This is a genomic window from Providencia sp. PROV197, assembly GCF_028479625.1.
GTDB classification, from domain to species: domain Bacteria; phylum Pseudomonadota; class Gammaproteobacteria; order Enterobacterales; family Enterobacteriaceae; genus Providencia; species Providencia vermicola.
In genome coordinates this window covers 102,410-124,257 of sequence record NZ_JAMPNZ010000021.1, presented here as the reverse complement: position 1 = coordinate 124,257, position 21,848 = coordinate 102,410, and the positions used below count along the sequence as shown (strand labels likewise).

Annotated in this window: 12 protein-coding genes and 1 pseudogene; all 13 read right to left on the bottom strand. The window is 43.9% G+C overall.

The window, feature by feature from the left end; all coding sequences use genetic code 11:
- Nucleotides 1–334: 334 nt before the first annotated feature.
- The 13 genes and pseudogenes from trhP to purM all read right to left on the bottom strand — a co-directional run bounded on the left by trhP (nucleotide 335) and on the right by purM (nucleotide 21,534).
- Nucleotides 335–1,720 (bottom strand): prephenate-dependent tRNA uridine(34) hydroxylase TrhP, encoded by a 1,386-nt coding sequence (trhP, locus tag PR808_RS12715; RefSeq protein ID WP_206086495.1) that lies wholly within the window; start codon nucleotides 1,718–1,720, stop codon nucleotides 335–337.
- 126 nt (nucleotides 1,721–1,846) lie between these two features.
- Entirely contained in the window at nucleotides 1,847–2,542 is a 696-nt protein-coding gene (gene baeR / locus PR808_RS12710; RefSeq protein WP_272539428.1) for a two-component system response regulator BaeR, read from the bottom strand.
- A gap of 2 nt (nucleotides 2,543–2,544) precedes the next feature.
- Nucleotides 2,545–3,933 (bottom strand): two-component system sensor histidine kinase BaeS, encoded by a 1,389-nt coding sequence (gene baeS / locus PR808_RS12705; protein WP_272539427.1) that lies wholly within the window; start codon nucleotides 3,931–3,933, stop codon nucleotides 2,545–2,547.
- Entirely contained in the window at nucleotides 3,923–7,024 is a 3,102-nt protein-coding gene (gene mdtC / locus PR808_RS12700) for a multidrug efflux RND transporter permease subunit MdtC (RefSeq protein WP_272539426.1), read from the bottom strand. Before mdtC ends, baeS begins: the two co-directional genes overlap by 11 nt.
- On the bottom strand, nucleotides 7,024–10,146 hold the full coding sequence (locus tag PR808_RS12695; RefSeq protein ID WP_206086502.1) for an MdtB/MuxB family multidrug efflux RND transporter permease subunit: 3,123 nt from the start codon (nucleotides 10,144–10,146) through the stop codon (nucleotides 7,024–7,026). Before PR808_RS12695 ends, mdtC begins: the two co-directional genes overlap by 1 nt.
- Complete coding sequence (locus PR808_RS12690) at nucleotides 10,146–11,396, bottom strand: MdtA/MuxA family multidrug efflux RND transporter periplasmic adaptor subunit (protein WP_206086504.1); 1,251 nt, start codon at nucleotides 11,394–11,396, stop codon at nucleotides 10,146–10,148. The genes PR808_RS12695 and PR808_RS12690 overlap by 1 nt, the downstream gene beginning before the upstream one ends.
- 377 nt (nucleotides 11,397–11,773) lie before the next feature.
- Nucleotides 11,774–13,129: an MFS transporter gene (locus tag PR808_RS12685; RefSeq protein WP_272539425.1), complete on the bottom strand. Its 1,356-nt coding sequence runs from the start codon at nucleotides 13,127–13,129 to the stop codon at nucleotides 11,774–11,776.
- A 589-nt stretch (nucleotides 13,130–13,718) separates the two neighbouring features.
- Nucleotides 13,719–14,999, bottom strand: a pseudogene (gene mgtE, locus PR808_RS12680) (magnesium transporter); the annotation flags it as partial.
- Between the two features lie 365 nt (nucleotides 15,000–15,364).
- Nucleotides 15,365–16,894, bottom strand: a complete 1,530-nt coding sequence (gene ppx, locus PR808_RS12675) for an exopolyphosphatase (RefSeq protein ID WP_206086517.1) — start codon at nucleotides 16,892–16,894, stop codon at nucleotides 15,365–15,367.
- 4 nt (nucleotides 16,895–16,898) lie between these two features.
- Nucleotides 16,899–18,968, bottom strand: coding sequence for a polyphosphate kinase 1 (ppk1, locus tag PR808_RS12670; RefSeq protein ID WP_272539424.1), 2,070 nt, complete (start codon nucleotides 18,966–18,968; stop codon nucleotides 16,899–16,901).
- A gap of 54 nt (nucleotides 18,969–19,022) precedes the next feature.
- Nucleotides 19,023–19,610, bottom strand: coding sequence for a spermidine N1-acetyltransferase (speG, locus tag PR808_RS12665; protein WP_206086537.1), 588 nt, complete (start codon nucleotides 19,608–19,610; stop codon nucleotides 19,023–19,025).
- Nucleotides 19,611–19,855: 245 nt separating this feature from the next.
- Entirely contained in the window at nucleotides 19,856–20,494 is a 639-nt protein-coding gene (gene purN, locus PR808_RS12660; RefSeq protein ID WP_206086538.1) for a phosphoribosylglycinamide formyltransferase, read from the bottom strand.
- Complete coding sequence (gene purM / locus PR808_RS12655; RefSeq protein ID WP_206086540.1) at nucleotides 20,494–21,534, bottom strand: phosphoribosylformylglycinamidine cyclo-ligase; 1,041 nt, start codon at nucleotides 21,532–21,534, stop codon at nucleotides 20,494–20,496. Before purM ends, purN begins: the two co-directional genes overlap by 1 nt.
- Nucleotides 21,535–21,848 lie beyond the last annotated feature (314 nt).

Sequence of the window (21,848 nt, the reverse complement as noted above, 5' to 3'; positions counted from 1 at the left end):
AAGGTTTAGATAAAAGAAATGGCTAGCTCAAGGGAGATTGAGCCAGCCAAGGAGGTGGTTCCTAGTCTTATTTTATGACTTTCTAGTTCTTCGTTTTCGATAGTGACTATACGATATTGAATAACCAATTGATGTGATCTGTTGCATAAAATTGGATATTAAGTGCACTGTTCAAAGAAAATGTCAATAACGAGAATGATTCTCAAATACGAAATGGCACTTAAAGTGAAATTGGTTTATCGATTACCGATAAAAAAGCCAAAAATTCAAATAACTAAATTATGAATTCTTGGCTAGGTCATCATATATTTTTATCGAAAATTATCGTTAAGCGTTAGCTTGCAATGGGGTTTTCTGACTGAGTTTGGTGCGGGTCGCGGGTTGTTGTTCCTGCAAGGTTACGGATCAACAAACCAAAATTGACATCAACGTCTTCAGGAATAGGCAGGTATACTACATGGCCGTTACCTGGTGCGACATCAATGGCTTCACCTTTACGGTTCGTTAATGCATCGAGCATAAACACAATGTTACCTGCAGGTGTCATCATTTCTAAGCTATCGCCCACGCTAAATTTATTTTTTACATCCACTTCCGCAAGGCCATTGACACGCTTACCCGTAAATTCACCCACAAACTGCTGAGTATCTGACACAGAATAGCCGTATTCGTAAGTTTGGTATGCATCATGAGTATGACGACGTAAAAAACCTTCGGTATAACCACGGTGAGCTAACCCTTCTAAGGTGGATAGCAACGTTGGGTCGAATGGTTTACCTGCGACAGCGTCGTCAATCGCACGGCGATAGACCTGCGCAGTACGAGCACAATAATAGAAAGATTTAGTGCGGCCTTCGATTTTCAGTGAATGAACACCCATTTTAGTTAGGTTTTCAACATGTTCAATCGCACGAAGGTCTTTAGAGTTCATGATGTACGTGCCGTGTTCATCTTCAAACGCGGTCATATATTCGCCCGGGCGTTTGGCTTCCTCAATCATAAACACTTTATCCGTTGGCGCGCCAGCCCCTAATGTTGGGGCGATGTTTTGCACGGGAATGGGCTCATGAACATGAACAATATTGCCCACATCATCTTCTTTACCTTCTTCCACTTTATATTCCCAACGGCATGCATTAGTGCAGGTACCTTGGTTCGGGTCACGTTTATTAATATAACCTGATAGCAGGCAACGGCCTGAATACGCCATACAGAGTGCTCCGTGGACGAACACTTCCAATTCCATGTCAGGCACGTGCTGGCGGATTTCTGCAATTTCTTCCAAAGACAATTCACGGGACAAAATCACACGAGTCAATCCCATTTGTTTCCAGAATTTTACCGATGCCCAGTTAACCGCATTTGCTTGAACAGATAAGTGAATATCCATGTCAGGGAAGGCTTCACGCACCATCATAATCAGACCTGGGTCAGACATAATTAGCGCATCAGGGCCCATTTCGATAACAGGTGTTAAGTCACGAATAAAGGTTTTTAACTTGGCATTGTGTGGTGCAATATTGACCACCACATAAAATTTCTTGCCCAGCTCATGGGCTTCTTGAATGCCTTTAGCGAGGTTTTCGTGGTTAAACTCATTGTTACGAACGCGTAGGCTATAACGGGGTTGCCCTGCATAAACGGCATCGGCACCATAAGCGAATGCATAGCGCATATTTTTTAATGAACCAGCAGGGGATAAAAGTTCTGGTGTAAACATGGTTTGTCTCTATCTGATATCAAGTCAGCACCATTTCCGTGGAAATGGCGTATTAAGGGCGGTGATTTTAACGCTAATTGCGCCAAAAACCAAATATCCCTTAATAAAAGTACGTCTATTTAGCCTTTAAACATCATCCCAACGATAACCTAGTCCATAAATTGAACGAATAAAGGTTTTTTCGTTATCTAATGATTCTAGTTTTCGGCGTAAATTTTTTACGTGGCTGTCGATTGTGCGGTCTGTGACGACACGATGGTCATCGTAGAGAATGTCGAGGAGTTGATCACGGGAGAACACGGTGCCTGCATTATCGGAAAGAAATTTAAGCAACCGAAACTCAGCAGGGGTGAGCTCAAGTAATTTTGTGCCATAGCGCACTTGGAACGCATTTTCGTCAATAATCAATTGCGTTGAATGATGGGATTGAGATGGCTCATTGGCAACTTGGCAACGGCGCAAAATGGTTTTAACACGAGCAACCACTTCCCGCGGGCTAAACGGCTTACAAATATAGTCATCAGCACCAATTTCTAGCCCTAATAAGCGGTCGATTTCCTCCGTTTTTGCCGTCACCATCACAATGGGAACATCACTGAATTTGCGTAATTCACGGCAAACCGATAATCCATCTAAGCCAGGCAGCATTAAATCTAATAAAATCAGGTCAGTGTGGTTATTTTGCACATAAGGAATGACCTCATCACCACGGCTTAATAAGGTAGGGAGGTAATTTGCTGCTTGCAAGTAATCAAACAAAAGTTGGCCTAACTTGGGCTCATCTTCCACAATCAAAACATGTGCATTGTGATTTTCTGCCATGGTTAAATCCCTTTTTCCTGAAATTGTAGCGGTAAAGTGATGGTAATTTTGACACCGCCGAGGGATGAAGGCTCTGCGGTGATAGAACCATTATGCGCTTCAACAATATTATAGCAAATGGCTAACCCTAAACCAGAGCCGCCACTGGCGCGGTTACGGGAGCCTTCAGCACGGTAAAATCGCTCAAAAATATGTTGGCACTGCAGCGCGCTCAGACCTGGGGCGCTATCTTGCCAAACAATAGACAGCTGATGGTGTTGCTCTGTGACATCAATGGCAATTTTCCCACCTGAATCAGTATAGCGAAGGCTATTTTCCATCAAATTATAGAATAATTGGTTAATACGGTCTGGGTCAGCAAATACAATGGCTTGTTCGCTAAAGTGGCGTGAAACGGTTAATTGTTGGTCTTCAATACGCCAGCGAGATTGCCCGATGACCATATCCAATAAGGGAATAATATCAATGGGGTGTTTGCGATAGATCAGTGAACCACGGTCAGAAAGCGATAGTTGATGTAAATCATTTACTAATTTGATTAGCGTGTGAGTTTCATTGAGTAGGGAATTAATTGTTTCGGGTGTTGCTTGGCGCACGCCATCTTGTACCGCCTCTAATTCACCGCGTAAAACGGATAACGGCGTGCGTAACTCGTGAGAAATATCTGCCATATAATCACGGCGCATTTGCTCATTTTTTTCAAGGGTAGAGGCGAGGTGGTTGAAATCTTTCGCTAATTGACCAAGTTCGTCGCGGCCTTCTTCAGGTACACGGGTGGTAAAGTCACCACGTGCTAACTGATTCGTGCCTTCGAGTAACCGTTTGATGGGTTTTAAAAAACTCCGAGCCAGAAAAATAGTGGCTATCAGTGCCACAAATAGGGAAAGCCCTGCGATCACCCAACTAGTATACAGTTGTTTGCTGTCAAAGCGACGGTCAAGCGCGCTGCTAATACCATCTTCATAGCTGGCAACAAGCCAACCAACGGTGTTGCCATCATCGGTGATAATTGGCTCACGGATTACTTTGCTTGGCAGCGGGGTGTCCTTACCAAAAATTAGTCTATCTTGCGTGTCATAAACCCAAAATATTGTTCTCCATCGCTGGCGCATCGGGCCTCGATGTTGTTGGTGCTCAACAGTGCGCAAAATGCGGAAAAAAGTCCGCTCATCACCTAATAAAAAGCGCCAATTGCCCATTTCTTGATATTGCTCCGCAAGGGCGGCAGAGACTTGTTCCACCCGCTGTTGATCATTTTCTTTAATATAATCAACAAAGCCGTGTTGAAAACTCATGCGTACGCCTTGGTGCATGATCACCACAAGCAGCAAGCAGGTGGCGAAGATAGCCAGAAACAAGCGGGTACTCACACTGTTAAACCTAAGCTTCATGGTGTTTCTCCGTTTTAAGGCGTGACGCTGCCTTTTTGCTTGCCCAACGTTGCCTCAAGCTATCAAAGCTTAAATAGACCACTGGCGTGGTGAATAGTGTGAGCAGCTGGCTCATGATTAAACCGCCAACGATGGTGATCCCCAGCGGTTGGCGTAATTCTGCACCATCACCACTGCCTAAAACTAAGGGTAAAGCACCGAAAATCGCTGCTAGTGTGGTCATCAAAATGGGGCGAAAGCGCAATAAACTGGCGCGAAAAATGGCTTCTCGAGCCGTTAAACCCGCAGTTCGTTGTGCTTGAATAGCAAAGTCCACCATGATGATGGCGTTTTTCTTCACGATGCCAATGAGCAACATAATGCCAATTAAGGCGATTAAACTAAATGGCGTATCAAATAATTCTAAGGCTAATAATGCACCGACCCCTGCAGACGGTAGGGTGGACAAAATTGTCAGTGGGTGAATGTAGCTTTCATACAAAATACCGAGCACTAAATAGACTGTGACGATAGCTGCTAAAATTAAAAATAGCTGTGATTTCAAGGTTTCTTGGAAAACCTGCGCGGTGCCTGCAAAAGTCCCCCGTACAGTAGAAGGCACTCCAAGAGCTGTCATTGTTTTTTCAATTTCCACCATTGCATCATTTAGCGTATAGCCATCCGCCACGTTAAAACCGATCGTGGACGCGGCTGATAACCCTTGGTGATTCACACTAAGTGGCGCGTTGGCAGGTTGCCAGCGAGCAAAATAGGAAAGGGGGATTGCTTGCCCTGTTTTGTTAATTACAAACATGTTATCAAGGGCGCTCACATCTTGGGTATATTCAGGCGCGACTTCCATCACCACTTTATATTGGTTCATGGCTTCATAAATCGTCGAAACTTGACGCTGACCAAAGGCGTTATTCAGTAAACTGTTGGCTTCACGTACATCTATTCCTAATTGTGCCATTAGGTCTCTGTCATAGGTGATGGCCATTTCTGCGCCTTTGTCTTCTTTATCAGAGTTCACATCCGTTAATTGTGGAAGCTCACCTAATGCTTTACGGATGGCGGGCTCCCAATCTCTTAGCGCATTAAGCTCATCAGCAAGCAAGGTAAATTGGTAGCTGGCATTTGCCTGGCGACCGCCAACACGGATATCTTGTACTGGCATCATAAACAAGTTTGCCCCTGGCTCGTTGGCAAGCTTGGTGCGTAAACGGTTAATAACGGTCGCTGAATTTTCAGTGCGCTCCCCAAGTGGTTTCAGGGAGATATACATAAAACCACTGTTAACGCGGCTGCCGCCCGTAAACCCCGTTACATTATCGATAGCGGGGTCTTCTTTAACCTGTTCCATAAAGCGGGTCATTTTTTCTTTCATTGATTGGAACGAGATACTTTGGTCGGCACGGACAAAGCCCAATACACGGCCTGTATCTTGTTCAGGAAAAAATGCTTTAGGAACAGTAATATATAAATAAACATTAAGCCCAATAGTGGCAAACAAAATCGCTAATACGCTACGGCGGTGGTTTAACACCCAGTTTAGTGCAATACCATAGCGTTCTTGAACCCACAGTAAGATACGACCAAAGCCACGGTGTTTGGCTTTACTATTTTTTCCCCGTTTTTTAAGCAAATATGCGCACATCATGGGGGTCAGAGTGAGGGAAACAATTAATGAAATCCCAATTGCGGTTGCAAGGGTAATGGCAAACTCACGAAAAAGCCGACCAACCAGCCCATCCATCAAGAGGAGAGGGATAAACACTGCAACCAAGGATATACTCATGGAGACGACAGTAAAGCCGACTTCATGCACCCCTTTGACTGCAGCCATAAAGGGCTTCATGCCATTTTCAATATGACGGGAAATATTCTCCAAAACCACAATGGCATCATCGACCACAAAGCCCGTAGCAACGGTCAATGCCATCAATGATAAGTTGTTAAGACTAAAGCCACATAAATACATGGCAGTAAAAGTACCAATTAGCGAAACAGGTACGGCAATAGCGGGAATTAAGGTAGCACGTCCAGAACGTAGGAATAGCAGTACCACCAAAATAACCAATGCGACGGCGATTAACAGGGCACGTTCCACTTCTGCAAGGGAAGCGCGAATGGTCGGCGTTCTATCTTGTGCGACTTTGAGGTCAATGGCGGCAGGGATCATGTCCCTAAATTCAGGGATTTCAGCCCGTATGCGATTGACGGTTTCAATAATATTGGCACCCGCCTCACGGCGGATCACAATCAAGATGGCGGGCTTGCCATCTGCCATTCCAGCTGCACGGACATTCTCAATAGAATCTTTGACATTGGCAACGTCACTGAGCTTAACTGCATTGCCTGCCTTATAGTGCACAATAATTGGCCGGTAATCTGCCGCTTTTTTTAACTCATCGTTGGTTTGTACCTGATACCGTTTTTTGTCATCGTTAATGTAGCCTTGGGGTTGGCGCACGTTAGCGCTACTGATGGCTGAGCGCACGGCATCAAGGGATACGCCTTGGTTGAATAACGCTGTTGGGTTTAATTCCACACGCACTGCGGGAAGTGAACCACCGCCTACAGAAACCTCACTAACGCCTTCAATTTGTGCAATACGTTGGGCAAGGCGTGTCGAGGCGATATCATAAATTTCCCCTGTTCCTAAGGTTTGCGATGTCATGGTTAAAATCATGATTGGCGCATCGGATGGATTCGATTTGTAGTAGCGTGGGCGACTGGGCATACCGCTAGGCAGCAGGGTTTGGGCGGCATTAATGGCGGCTTGGACTTCCCGCGCCGCGTTATTGATATCTTTATCAAGATTAAATTCGAGGGTGATTGTGGTGCGACCCAGTGCGCTGCTTGAAGTCATCTCACTAATCCCTGCTATGCTGCCTAATGAACGCTCTAAAGGCGTTGCAACGGAAGATGCCATGGTTTCAGGAGATGCGCCAGGAAGTGACGCTGTCACGTTAATCACAGGGTAGTCCACTTGGGGAAGCGGCGCGACAGGTAAAAAGAGAAAACTTAATGCACCGCACAAGGTGATCGCTACACTAATCAGTGTGGTGGCAACGGGGCGGCTAATAAACAGGGCGAAAAAGCGTTTCATTACGATACCTGCGCCTTATTTATTTGACGGCGTGCTTTTAGGTAATGTGACAAACGGTCAAATAACAAATAAATCACAGGGGTCGTGAATAACGTTAATATCTGGCTCATAATCAAGCCCCCTACCATACAAATCCCCAGCGGTTGGCGCAACTCGGCACCTACACCCGTACTGAGCATTAACGGCAATGCACCTAGCAATGCAGCCATTGTTGTCATCAATATTGGGCGAAAACGTAATAAACAAGCTTGATAGATGGCATCATACGGTGACATGCCTTGTTCTCGCTCTGCGGCTAGAGCAAAGTCAATCATCATGATGGCGTTCTTTTTCACGATACCAATCAATAAGATAATCCCTATTACCGCGATAACATCGAGGTCTTTTCCTGCCATCATTAAGGCGAGCAGTGCACCCACGCCCGCCGTGGGTAAGGTCGAAAGAATGGTAATGGGGTGAATAAAGCTCTCATATAAAATACCTAGCACGATGTACATCGCCACAATCGCGGCTGCGATTAGCCAAATGGTGCTGCTTAATGCAGCTTCAAAGGCTAACGTCGCGCCTTGGAATTGCGTAGTAATGGATTTTGGCATCGAAATTTGTGATTCCGCGTGCTTAACCGCATTGACTGCGGATTCTAAGGATGCGCCATCGGCCACATTAAATGAGAAGGTCACGGCAGGGAATTGATCAAGGTGATTAATCGCCAATGGGCCATAGCCTTCTTGAATGTTCACTAAGGTACTGAGTGGCACTATAGCGCCATCGGTACCTTTTAAGCGAATATCGTTCAGGGCATCCATACCATCGCGGGTTTGCGTATCATGCTCTAAAATGACGCGATATTGATTCGATTGGGTATAAATGGTTGAAATCATGCGCTGACCAAAGGCATTGTACAGCGCGTTATCGATGGATGACATGGTAATGCCAAAACGGCTTGCTGTATCGCGGTTAACATTCACATAAGCGACTAACCCTTTATTTTGCCAATCACTACTCACATCCGTTAACTCAGGTTGCTGCTCTAACTCACTCATCAACTTAGGCACCCAAGTCGATAACTCATCAAGGGTACTTGCTTGCAAGGTGAATTGATATTGAGTACGAGCCACTTGCGTATCAATGGTTAAATCTTGCATTGGTTGTAGGTATAAATTCACTCCCGCAATGTTATCTACGGATTGTTGCAGACGAGCAATAATAGCAACGACGCGATCTTCACGCTCATCAAGGGGTTTTAAGGTAATCTGAAGGCGCGCATTATTCAGTGTTGCGTTTGTGCCATCGACGCCGACGTAGGTGGTGACGTTATCAACGGCAGGGTCGGCGAGGAGCTTGTTCGCGACTTCTTGCTGCTTTTGTGCCATCGCAGAAAACGAAATGGATTGCCGACTTTCAATGGAGCCTTGAATAATGCCGCTGTCTTGTAATGGGAAGAAGCCTTTTGGGATCCACATATATAACAAGACGGTGAGTACCATAGTACCAAGCGCAACGGACAGCGTGAGCCACTGGTGGTTTAAAATTCGCTTCAGCCAAATGGCATAACCTGCCACCATGCGGTCAAAGAATCGCTCACATGCTAACTCAAAACGGTTATGTTTATGCTGCGATTCTGGTTTTAATAACCGCGCACACATCATTGGGGTGAGTGTGAGGGATACCACCGCTGAAATCAAAATGGCAACAGCAAGGGTAATGGCAAATTCACGGAATAAGCGGCCAACAATATCCCCCATAAATAACAGCGGAATTAACACAGCAACAAGAGAGAAGGTTAGGGATATGATGGTAAAACCAATTTCCCCCGCGCCTTTTAATGCCGCAACCAGCGGTTTATCCCCTTGTTCTAAATAGCGGGAGATATTTTCGATCACGACAATGGCATCGTCCACGACAAAGCCTGTAGCGATGGTTAGCGCCATTAATGTTAGGTTATTCACGGAGAATCCGCAAAAATACATCACCGCAAAGGTGCCAACCAGGGAAAGTGGCACTGCGATACCTGGAATTAACGTGGCAATCCCGTTGCGTAAAAAGAGATAAATGACCATGACAACCAGCGCGATGGCTAACATCAACTCAAATTGCACATCATTGACTGAAGCGCGGATGGTGCTGGTTCTGTCCGTTAAAATATCGACATTAACGGATTTAGGGAGGCTCTCAATAAGTTCAGGTAATAATGTACGAATAGTATCCGTGGTTTCAATTACGTTCGCACCAGGTTGGCGCTGAACGTTAATCACGATCGCTTGTTCGTTGTTTGCCCATGCCCCGAGATATGCATTTTCAGCACCTTCTTTGACGGTTGCAATGTCGCCAAGGCGAACAGGTGCACCATTTTGGAATGCAACAATTAACTTACGGTAATCATCGAGGGATTTCATTTGGTCATTGGCGGAAAGGGTCACCGCGCGAGTTGGGCCGTCAAAACTCCCTTTAGCAGAATTGACGTTGGCATTATTAATCGCGACACGAATAGTTTCGCTGTCCAGCCCTTTGGCTGCCATCGCTTGAGGGTTAAGATTCACCCGCACAGCAGGGCGTTGACCGCCAGCGAGTGTCACTAAACCCACACCATTAACTTGGGAGATTTTTTGTGCGATCCGCGTTTCAATAATATCTTGTACTTGTGTCAACGGCATGGCATCGGATGTCACCGCTAACGTTAAAACAGGCGGGTCTGCAGGATTCACTTTGTTATAGATGGGGGGGTAAGGTAAATCCGATGGCAGTAGACTGCTGGCGGAATTAATCGCGGCTTGTACTTCTTGTTCAGCAACCTCTAACGGCAATGAAAGCTGGAACATCAAAGTGATCACAGACGCGCCACCTGAGCTCTGGGATGACATCTGCTTTAAGCCTGACATCTGCCCGAATTGGGTTTCCAGAGGGGCTGTAACTGCGGAGGTCATGACATCAGGACTTGCGCCAGGATACAGCGTCACGACCTGAATGGTGGGGTAATCGACCTCAGGTAAAGCGGAAACGGGTAAGAAGCGATAGCCAATAATCCCTGCCAGTAATATAGCCACCATGAATAAGGTTGTTGCAACTGGGCGCAAGATAAATAGGCGAGATGGGCCGCCACCTTTTAACATTTCAGGCCGCATTATGCTTTCTCCGCACGAGTCGGTTGACCTTTACGGGGTTCTTTGTCTTTTTTCGCTAAGCTTTCAGGGGTAACGACTTCAACTGTTGTACCATCGGTGAGCTTATCTACACCATCTGTAATCACTTTTGTGTTGGCGGCTAAACCACTTTCAATCACTACCTGTTGGCTATCTTGCATCCCTACAGTGACGGTATGCTTGCTCACTTTGTTATCCTCACTGAGAACCCAGACATAATGGCCTTCATTACCCATTTGTAAGGCTGCGGTGGGGATAACTACAGCATCTTGTAGGGTTTCGACTTGCATTTTCACATTCACAAATTGGTTCGGGAACAATTTTTGTTCCTCATTGGTGAAGCGTGCTTTAATTTTCAATGTGCCTGTTGCCGCATCAATTTGGTTATCGGTACTGAGCAGTTCGCCACGAGCAATCAGGGCAATGTTATTACGATCCCAAGCTTCAATCAGGACATTTTTACTGTTCGCTTGAGCTTGCTGGATTGCGGGGATATCACCTTCAGGTAAGGCAAACAATACATCTGCGGGCTGCGTTTGGGTGATCACAACAATCGGTGTTGATGTTCCCGACGAGACAAAATTACCCACATCGACTTGTTTTAAACCTACACGTCCAGAAATAGGGGCTGTGATTTTGCTGTAAGTTAATTGCAACTTAGCACTGTCGACAGCGGCTTGATCGACTTTAATACTGCCTTGAGCTTGTAATACTAATGCACGTTGGTTATCCAGTTCTTGTTGTGAAATGACTTTTGTACCCGCTAATTTTTGGTAACGGGCTAAATCCAGTTGAGCATTGGCGAGTGTTGCCTTGTCTTTTGCGAGCTGGCCTTCAGCTTGGGCTAATTGTACCTCAAATGGGCGAGGGTCGATTTGTGCGAGCAAATCCCCTGCATTGACGTATTGCCCTTCAGTAAAATAGAGCTTCATCAATTGCCCTTCAACGCGGCTGGTTACTGTCACCACATTAGCGGCTTGGACCGTTCCTAAGCCCGATAAAAACCGTGGAACCACTTTTTGTTCAGCGACAGCAAATTGTACTGGTGCTAAAACGCGAGGAGGGCGGCCCATTGCACTGCGTTGTGAATTGGGTTTGGCAACCGCGCTTGAGTTAGGCGTATCTGCGGTTTTTTCTTGATTGTAAAAATACCAAGTCGCTCCAGCGGCCACAATGATGGCAACAAAAATAGCAGAGCGAGTAAAAGATTTGCGGCGATTTTGCTTATTCATTTTTGGTCATTCGCTTAACTCAAAAGAGTGGATAAAATTAGTCTGGCTGTGAGGCAAAAAACTAACTGAAAAGAGTCAGTTACACATACTAATAGTTTAGCCTGATAGGCACAAAGAAAAATGGAGGAATTATGAATAAGTGTCAATTTATGTGGTGTGAGTGCGATGCAAAATAAACTTACTATTTTTAGGGGAAGCTAATCTTTGCGTCTTTGTACCTAAAATAAGCTAAATAGCCCCTAAATCAATTACCAACAGAGATTGATCCGTTAGAGCTGGTCTTTGCATTGCTTATTGCAACGTGGTTATTTATAAAATAAAAATGGCCTCGGTTTAAATTCAACCCGAGGCCATTGTATTGAGGTATGACAAGCTGTTTATTGTGTTGCACTGGTGTTTAATACAGGTGCTCGATCATCAGTTTGGTTTTCTTTTGCTGTCCAACCTTTCCATGACAGTGGCAAAAAGGCAACGGCAACGGCTAACAATGACACGCCTGCCACATAATACGCAGGCGCCATGTGAGATTGTTGCAACCATGCGCCTGTTAAAATTGGTGTTAAACCACCAAAGATGGCGTAGGCAACGTTATAAGCGAATGATAAACCTGAATAACGAATTTCAGGTGGGAATGCACGCGTGCTGATAATTGGCGTTGTTGCAATCGCACCGACAAAGAAGCCCATCAAGCCATAGTTAAAAATTAAGGTGTTGGCGGCAATATCCGTTGATAAAGACGAATAGAAATAAATCGCTGTGACTGCTAATCCGCCCCATGACAAGGTCATAGAAGTACGAGTACCTGTTTTATCCCCTAACCAGCCCCAAAAAATACAGCCTAACGTCAGGGTTAATGTGGCAGCACAGTTGGCTTGTAACGCAATATTACGGTCAATATTGTAGATGCCTTTTAAAACCACATCAGGTGTCATCAAAATCGTCACAACAATCGCCGTTGATAATGACCATGTCAGCGCTGCAGTGATCATACAGGCTTGCTTATGGGATTTAATGACCGTTTTTACAGGTAATTCTTGAGATAACGCTTTCTTCGCAGCTAACTCCCTAAAAATAGGTGTTTCTTGCAAGAAACGACGTAAATACACAGAGATAAAGCCAAAGATACCGCCCAAGATAAACGGAATACGCCATGCGAAGTCATGGACTTCAGCAGTCGTGTAAGTGCGCTCGATAATGATAGCCACGATGGAACCTAATAAGATACCACCAGTGATCCCTGACGTTAATGTGCCAACACCTAAGCCGTAACGCTGTTTTGGCGTATGCTCCGCGATAAATACCCATGCCCCTGGCATTTCACCACCGATAGCGGCACCTTGCATGATGCGCATTAACAATAATAACAGTGGCGCTGCAGCACCAATGGTTTCAAATGTTGGCAAGAAACCAATCACGAATGTTGGAAATGCCATCAAGAAAATACTCAAGGTGAACATTTTTTTACGGCCAATTTTGTCACCAAAGTGAGCCATAATAATACCGCCAAGTGGGCGAGCAAGGTAACCCGCTGCAAACAAGCCAAGTGTCGCCATTAGCGCGAGAAATTCATTATCCCCAGGGAAAAAGAGCTGAGAAATAATTTTCGCGTAGAAGACGAAAATAACGAAATCATAAAATTCCAGTGTGCCGCCTAAAGAGGACAAGCCTAAGGTTTTATAATCTTCTTTGCCCAACGGTCGTGCCGAGGGCTGGCTGGTTGTTTGCGATGTCATAATACTATCCTTCTAAAATACCTGAAAATATTCACGATGATATAAATTCAGGGTAACAAGCATTTACTCAAAATAATGAGCCAATCATATTTATTGGGTGCAGATAAGAGGTCGAAAACGTTGGATGGGTATAACGTAGTTCAATACACAGTATCTTTTTGCATGCCTTATTTATAGCAGGAAATTCTATATTCTGTAAACCGCAACACCAAAAACAAGCATAACATTCTTATTAGTTTTCTTTGTTAGGGTTTAATATCTAATGCGGCTTTAAATAACCTTATATGATGTTAATAATCTGCATTTTGCAGAATATCGTATATTTAAAATAGTAATATATTTAGTTAATTATGATTAATTTAATAATTTCTTACTATTTAATGTAATGAAATAAACACTAAATATAATTATTTGAATGGTAATTTTAATCTATATAATAGATGAACTTGCTAATAAAATAATAAATACTTTGCAATGCAATGAGTTTTCTACGTTAAGTTTGAAATATTTGTGTGGTTTTTATTAGAAATGGCGGAGTTTTATAAATCGTGCATGCTCAACGCTCTCGCTGAACATGCACGAACAAAGATTATACTAAGAATAGGGTAGCGAGGCCGAGGAAAATAAAGAAGCCGCCAGTATCGGTGATAGCTGTAATCATTACGCTAGAGCCAATAGCAGGGTCTTTCCCCATTTTGATCATAATAAGTGGGATAAGCACACCCATTATTGCCGCCATCAATAGGTTTAGTACCATTGCAAGCGTCATCACTGCACCCATGGCAAGATCGCCATAGAGGAAATAGGTGACTACCCCCATGATACCGCCCCAGACAATACCGTTGATAAAGGCGACACCCAGCTCCCTGAGCATTAAGAAGGAAAAGCTACCACTTTGGATCTGGTGGAGTGCGATCGCACGCACGATCATGGTGATAGTTTGGTTCCCTGTATTTCCGCCAATCCCAGCCACAATAGGCATCAAAGTGGCGAGAGCAACCAGCTGAGAGATGGTGTCTTCAAACACACCAATCACACGGGATGCGACGAAAGCAGTACACAAGTTGATGGCCAGCCATGTCCAACGGGTTTTAACCGCTTGGCCTACAGGCGCAAAAACGTCTTCTTCAGGGCTTAACCCCCCCATACGACGGATGCTGTTATCATTTTCTTCGCTAATATTATCAACGATGTCTTCAACCGTCAGACGACCCATCAGTAAGCCATTGCTGTCCACAACGGCAGCAGAAATTAAGTCATACCGTTCGAACGCGCTCGCTGCGTCTTCCCCTTTTTCATCAGGCAGGAAGGTAACCGTATCCGTTTTCATGACGTCGGCGACGATTTTATCGGGTGATTGTGTCAAAATGGTGGTTAGAGGTAATTCCCCTTGCAGATAATTGTTGTTATCTACTACGAAAATTTTATCGGTGGCTTCTGGAATTTTGCCGCGTTGGCGTAAGTAACGTTGTACTGTTTTTAAGGCTACGTTTGGACGAACGGTGACGAATTCGAAATCCATCATTTGGCCGACACTGTCTTTTGCGTATTGTAAAACTTCGCGAATACGGCTGCGTAGGCTTGGTTCTAAATAGGTTAACAGGCGGCGCATGGTGTCGCGCGGAAGATGTTCGGCAATGTAGGCTTGCTCATCCACATGTAAGCTAGCGACCGCGCGTAGTAGTTCTCTATCCGACATGTCTTTAATCAGGCTGTCCCATACAGAGACAGAGGCCTCGACGAGTACTTCACCGCGCTCGTTATTATCGACTAAACGCCATAAAGCGAGACGTTCATCGTAGGGTAACATTTCTAAAATATCGGCGATATCCGCGGTGTGTAAATCGAGAAGTAATTCTTTAACAGTACTGATTTTTTCACTAATTGCTTTGTCATCAATACTGACGTGTTGATCATTTTCAACAAGTGCGTGGACGAATTCCTCGTCATCTAAAAAAAGCGTCAGGATCTGCTGGCGAATGTGTGCCAGCTTTTGTGAGTGCGGGTTAACTATTGGCCCCACATCGTTTGAGAAAGCAGATTGTGACATTTTAATCCTTAAAACAATAGCCGCGCCGAAGCGCGTTTTATTAATTCGTCTGTGAGCGGACGAAATTTATTATCATTATTGTCGCCCATTTGAATAATATATCAAATAGTCGCACCAAACAGGCAGTGATTTCCGCGTTTAGCGTGAAAAAAACAAGAAGAAATCACCACAATAATGGCTGAAAGTTATTTATTCTCCGCGCATATACTTAATGACCAACCAGGAACATCTTCCCAATAAGCACTTTCTTTTTCTAAATCCAATAACATCAAGGCATTTTGCTCAAGATATTCTGCAGGTAAATAAAGTGTCCAATATCCATCGTCTGTTTCGATGCGCAAAGATGATGGAATGGTGGTGGATTGACGTTGATTATTTAATAAAATAGCGAGCCGCAAAATTTGAATTAACGGCATAAACTGTTTGCGTTTAAATAGGTTAAACTTAGGAATATCATCGTATTTTATGGCTCGGCGATGATTTCTCACTAGCGTAGCTAACAACAGTTGTTGTTCTTGGTTAAAGCCAGGCAAATTGGTATTTTGCAAAATATAAGCGGAGTGGCGATGCATGCCACTATGGTTAATGCTTAATCCAACTTCATGAAGCATCACTGCCCAAATTAAAATAGACTCTAATTGTGGATTGATTTGTTTAGGATTTTGTTGACCCCATTGGTAATAAAGTTCTTCCATGGTTTTCAACACCCGTTTTGCTTGTTCTCTATCAATATTGTAGTGCTCAGCAAGGCTTAAAGCAGTACGTTGGCGAATATCTTGGTGGCGAAAACGGCCCTCCATTTCATATAAAACCCCTTCGCGCAGTGCGCCATCCGATAATCGCAATTCTTTAATCTCTAATGAGTCAAAAACCGCCAGTAAAATCGCTAAGCCAGGAACAAACACCTGTTTGCGTTCATTGGACAGTCCAGGAATATCCAGAGAAGAAAAAGTTTTATATTTCAACGCCATATTTTTTATTTCAGTAAGGCGTTCACGGGTAATCATGCCGTCTTTGTAACCAAGTTCCACTAAAACCCCGTGTGCTGCTTTAATGGTCCCCGACGCCCCCATTGCGACATCCCATGTGTATTTTTTAAATAGAATGGCAGTGCTTTCTAATTTTAAACAAGCCGCAAGGTAAGCACGGTTAAAAAATTCAGGTGTGATAGTTTCATTATGAAAATAGTTTTTTGCAAAGCTGACACAGCCCATTCGGCGGCTTTCAATCAATAAGGGTTCAAATTTTTCACCGATAACAATTTCGGTCGAACCACCACCAATGTCTAAAACCAGTTTACGGCCTTTTTCTGGCTGGGTATGTTCGACACCCATAAAAATTAAACGGGCTTCTTCTTGCCCTGAAATAATTTCAATAGGATAGGGTATGATCTCTTTTGCGCGTTGCAAAAAATCTTTCACATTGGTGGCGACACGTAAGGAATGGGTGCCCACAATGCAGACGTTATCGGGGGAAAAGCCTTGCAGGCGTTCGGCGAATAGTGCTAAACAAGAAAGCCCGCGTTCCATCGCTTCTTCACTTAATTCATTGGTATCGCTCAGTCCATCAGCAAGGTGAACACGTTTTTTTAGGCGGGTAAGTACTTGAAGCGCACCATTGACAACGCGCGCAATCACCATATGAAAGCTATTTGAACCTAGGTCAATGGCCGCAATTTCTTGGGGTCTTGGTGCTGATGATGTTGTTATTGGCATAGTATCAAGCTCGGGTATCTGGCGTTTCAAGTGATTTCAAATATTCATAAATGGCAAGCTGAGAACGAATTTTTCGCTTGTTGCCGCGGGGAACATAATGATTACTTAAATCTTTGTCAACATAACGCGCTTTTACAGTATCACTGAATTGTAATTCCAGAATATCCAAAACCCGTTGTTTTAAAAGGGGATCGACTAATTGAACCGCGACTTCAATTCGGTAGTCAATATTTCGAGTCATCCAATCAGCTGAAGAAATAAAGACTTTTTCGTCTCCTGCGTTGGCAAACACATAGACGCGGTCATGCTCCAAAAAGCGGTCAACAATGCTGGTGACTTGAATGTTTTCACTGTAACCCGCTTGGCCAGCCACTAGCGAACACATCCCACGAACTAATAAACGAATTTTCACCCCTGCATTAGAGGCGTCATAGAGCTTATCAGTCAGTTCTTTATCAACCAAGTTATTAATTTTTAATGTAATTCCACTTGGTAGACCTTCCAGAGCGTTGGTAATTTCTTGGTCAATTAACGCAGTTAACTTTGTCCGTGTATTTTGTGGTGAAACCATCAAATTATCGAAGGTGACAGGGCGATATGGGTTTTCAATAAAGCTAAATACGCGGCGCACTTCATTGGTGATTTGCTCGTTAGCCGTTAGTAAGGAATAGTCGGTATACAACCGTGCCGTTTTTTCGTTAAAGTTTCCAGTCCCAATGTGGGCATAACGGACAATTTGGCCTTCTTCCATACGGGAGATGATAAATAACTTGGCATGAATTTTCAGACCTGGCGCGGAGAAAATAACATGCACACCCGCTTCTGTTAATCGTTTAGCCCAATGGATGTTCGCTGCTTCATCAAAACGTGCTTGTAATTCAACGACCACAGTGACTTTTTTGCCGTTGTGTGCCGCGTGGATCACGGAATCGATGATGCGTGAATCTTTTGCGACACGATAAATATTGATTTTAATGGATATCACATTTGGGTCGAATGAGGCTTGGCGCAATAACTCCAAGGTATGCTCAAAGGTATAATACGGGTAATACAGCAACACATCGCGTTCCCGAATGGCATCAAAACCGTTACGGAAATTATCAAACCAGCGGTGGCGCAAGCGAGGCAATGGTTTGTTTAATAGATTTTTATTTCCTTCATTGGGGAAATTAATAAAGTCTTTGAAGTTATGATAACGGCCACCCGCAATGACGGAGTCATCGTTGGATAATCCCAGTTTTTCCCGCAACAAGGCGACCATTTCATCAGGCATATCCCGTTGATAAACAAAACGCACAGGCTCTGCGGTTAAGCGCTGTTTTAACGTCGACGACATGATTTCCAGCAAGCTGGACTCCATTTCGGTAGCGATATCATACTCGGCGTCACGAGTCATTTTCATGGAATACGCGTTAAGTTCGTCGTAATCGAAAAAGCCTTTGAAAATTTCGTCTAACGTATAACGAAGAATGTTATCAATTAAAATCATGGATTTACGACGCTTTGGCATCTCAGGCGGGAGATTAACAAAACGCGGGACTTTATCCGATGGAATTTCTAGCAGTGCATATTGAATGTCATTGCCATTAATTATCTCAACCGCAAGATAGGTATAGTCATCTTTTAAAAATTCAACTAAATCTGTGTCTGGGTTGATTAAAATCGGTGTAATATGTTGGCGCAGATTTTGGCGAAAATATTGGCGCAACCAAATTTGTTGGCGTGGGGAAATCTGTCGCTCATTAATCAGGAAGATTTGGTTACGGGCCATTTCAAGCAATAAATCATTATATAAAACGTCAAACTCTTGTTCTTGTTTGGCGACTTTTGCTTGAATGCGCTTAAGTAAATGGCGAGAGCCACTGGCAGAGCCACGTTCTTCATTAATTAAAATACGGCGCTTCACGTCGGCGAAGCGCACTTTATAGAACTCGTCTAAGTTATTGGAATAAATGCCCAAAAAACGCATTCGCTCAATTAACGGGTTACGCTTATCGGCGGCTTCTTGCAAAACGCGCTCGTTAAAAGACAGCCAGCTTAGCTCTTTTTCATGATAGAGACGTTCTTGGGACATTCTGACTCCGTATTAGACGCTTGTTACTTAATGGCGATTGTATCAGCCAGTTAACTAAATGTGATGCTTAATTGCTTTATCTTGTGCGATGACGCTTTCAGGGTTCTCTGATTGCTGTTTCATTGCAAAATATTGCTGTTGGAAAACGCACATACGGATAGCCGTATGGTAGCGACCATTCACGAAAAACTCATCAATCAATTCACCTTCAGTATGGAAGCCAAGTTTATTATAAATGTGGATCGCTTTGACATTTTCTTTATCTACAATGAGATAAAGCTTATACAAATTTAATACAGAGAAAGCATAGTCCATTGCCAGCCTTGCTGCACGGCTCGCATAGCCATGGCCTTGGTGGTGCGGTGCAATGATAATTTGGAACTCAGAACGGCGGTGAACATAATCAATTTCAACCAATTCAACTAACCCGACTTTTTCGCTATCATTTTCCACGATAAAACGGCGTTCGGATTGGTCATGAATATGTTTGTCGTAAAGATCACTTAGCTCAACAAAGGCCTCGTAAGGCTCTTCAAACCAGTAGCGCATCACACTGGCGTTGTTATCAAGTTGATGAATAAACGCTAAATCTTCACGTTCAAGTGGGCGCAACCTAAACGGATGAACTTGCCCGGTAGTCATAAAACACCTCTATTGGTTATGAAAAAACATTTTTTGCTTAAATAAGGATACCACTTATTTGGGATAAAATAATGACATAACACAGAGAGATCATCCCCTTGTTGAAGAATAGTTCACTTTATGCAGAACTAAGTGGTTAATCGCTGAAAAAACAATCAATTGACAGATTGTATATTCGCCAATTTTAGTGCAACAAAAAGGGTGGAAATTCCACCCTTTGAATCGTTATTTATACAGAAAATAAACTACTCATTAGCATAACCCTGTTGAGGGAGCACTTTACCATCTAATACGGCTTTACCTTCAACCATGGTCAAGCGGTTATCACTAAACCATTGTACAACCAGAGGGTAAATAGTATGTTCTTGCGTTTTTACTCGTTCAATGAGGTCTGCTTCTGTATCTTCAGGGAAAATAGGAACTTTAGCCTGTAATATCACAGGGCCACCGTCTAATTCCTCAGTGACAAAATGAACGGAAGTACCATGTTCTTTATCACCATTTTCCAAAGCCTTACGATGAGTATGTAGCCCAGGGTATTTAGGCAATAAAGAAGGGTGAATATTGAGTAATTTCCCTGTGAAATGAGTGACAAAATCAGGGGATAAAATACGCATAAACCCAGCTAAGACTACCAAGTCTGGTTGGTATTGTTCAATAAGCGCTAATAAAGCGGCATCATAGGCTTGGCGATTGCTATACGCTTTTGCATCAAGGCAAGCGGCAGGGATCCCTGCCTGCTGTGCCCGCACTAGTCCATAAGCCGTGTTTTGGTTGCTCACTACGGCCACAATGCGACCCTTTATTGTGCCTGACTGGCAACCTTCAATGATCGATTGTAAGTTACTGCCACTGCCAGAAATGAGGACAACGATTTTTTTCATTAGCGGATCACAACCTGCTCTTCACCCGCAGGTAATTGGCCGATTGAACCAATTTGCCATGCGTTTTCACCTAGTGATGTTAATAACGCTAATGCGGTATTGACTTCACTTTGTGGCAGGGCAATGATGATGCCAACACCGCAGTTAAAGGTGCGGTACATTTCATGGGTACTGACATCACCCGCGTTTTGTAGCCAACTAAAAACTGAAGGCCATTGCCAGCTACTACCATCAATAATCGCTTGGGTATTATCCGGTAGAACGCGTGGGATATTTTCCCAGAAACCGCCACCTGTAATGTGTGCGATCGCATGAATGTCATTCTTCGCAATCAGCTCTAACACGTTTTTCACATAAATACGTGTAGGTTCTAATAAATGGTCAGCCAATGATTTGCCATCTAATTGTTCAGTTTCGGGGTTCGTTTTGCTGACTTCTAAAATTTTACGCACTAATGAATAGCCGTTTGAGTGAGGGCCACTTGAGGCGAGGGCGATTAGCGCATCACCTGCGCTGACTTTGCTACCATCAATGATTTCAGAGCGCTCAACCACACCAACGCAAAAGCCTGCAACGTCATAGTCTTCACCATGGTACATACCTGGCATTTCAGCGGTTTCACCACCCACTAATGCGCAGCCAGATTGTTTACAGCCATCGGCAATTCCCGTGATGACGCTGGCAGCGGTATCAACGTCTAATTTACCTGTCGCGTAGTAATCAAGGAAGAATAATGGCTCAGCGCCTTGAACGATAAGGTCATTAACGCACATGGCAACAAGGTCAATCCCGATTGAATCATGGCGTTTTAAATCCATTGCCAGACGTAATTTTGTCCCAACGCCGTCGGTACCTGAAACAAGTACGGGCTCGCGGTATTTTTGTGGCAGGGAACATAATGCACCGAACCCACCAAGACCCCCCATCACTTCGGGACGACGCGTTTCTTTTACGACACCTTTAATACGTTCAACCAGTGCGTTACCTGCATCAATATCGACACCGGCATCTTTATAGCTGAGAGAGGTTTTATCAGTCACTACGGCCCCCAAGGCAATTACATTTTTGAGAAAAATAACATCATGGGCAGTATTCTAACAGGCTAAGCAAACGTTTGCGATAGCTTTGTGAATGAAAATTATTATGGCTGAAAATGGCAGAAAGTGAGCCTGTTCACAAGGTTAAATATGCCCAATATTTAAATATTGGCAAAAAAATAAATTCAGGAGATCATCAACATGCAACTTAACCGATATGGGGTATACTATTTTAAAAAAGTTTGCCTAATCGTTGCTGTTTTGACCAAAATCAAACGTAATCTAGTGGCATTCATGGTTAAAAGAGTTATAATCCC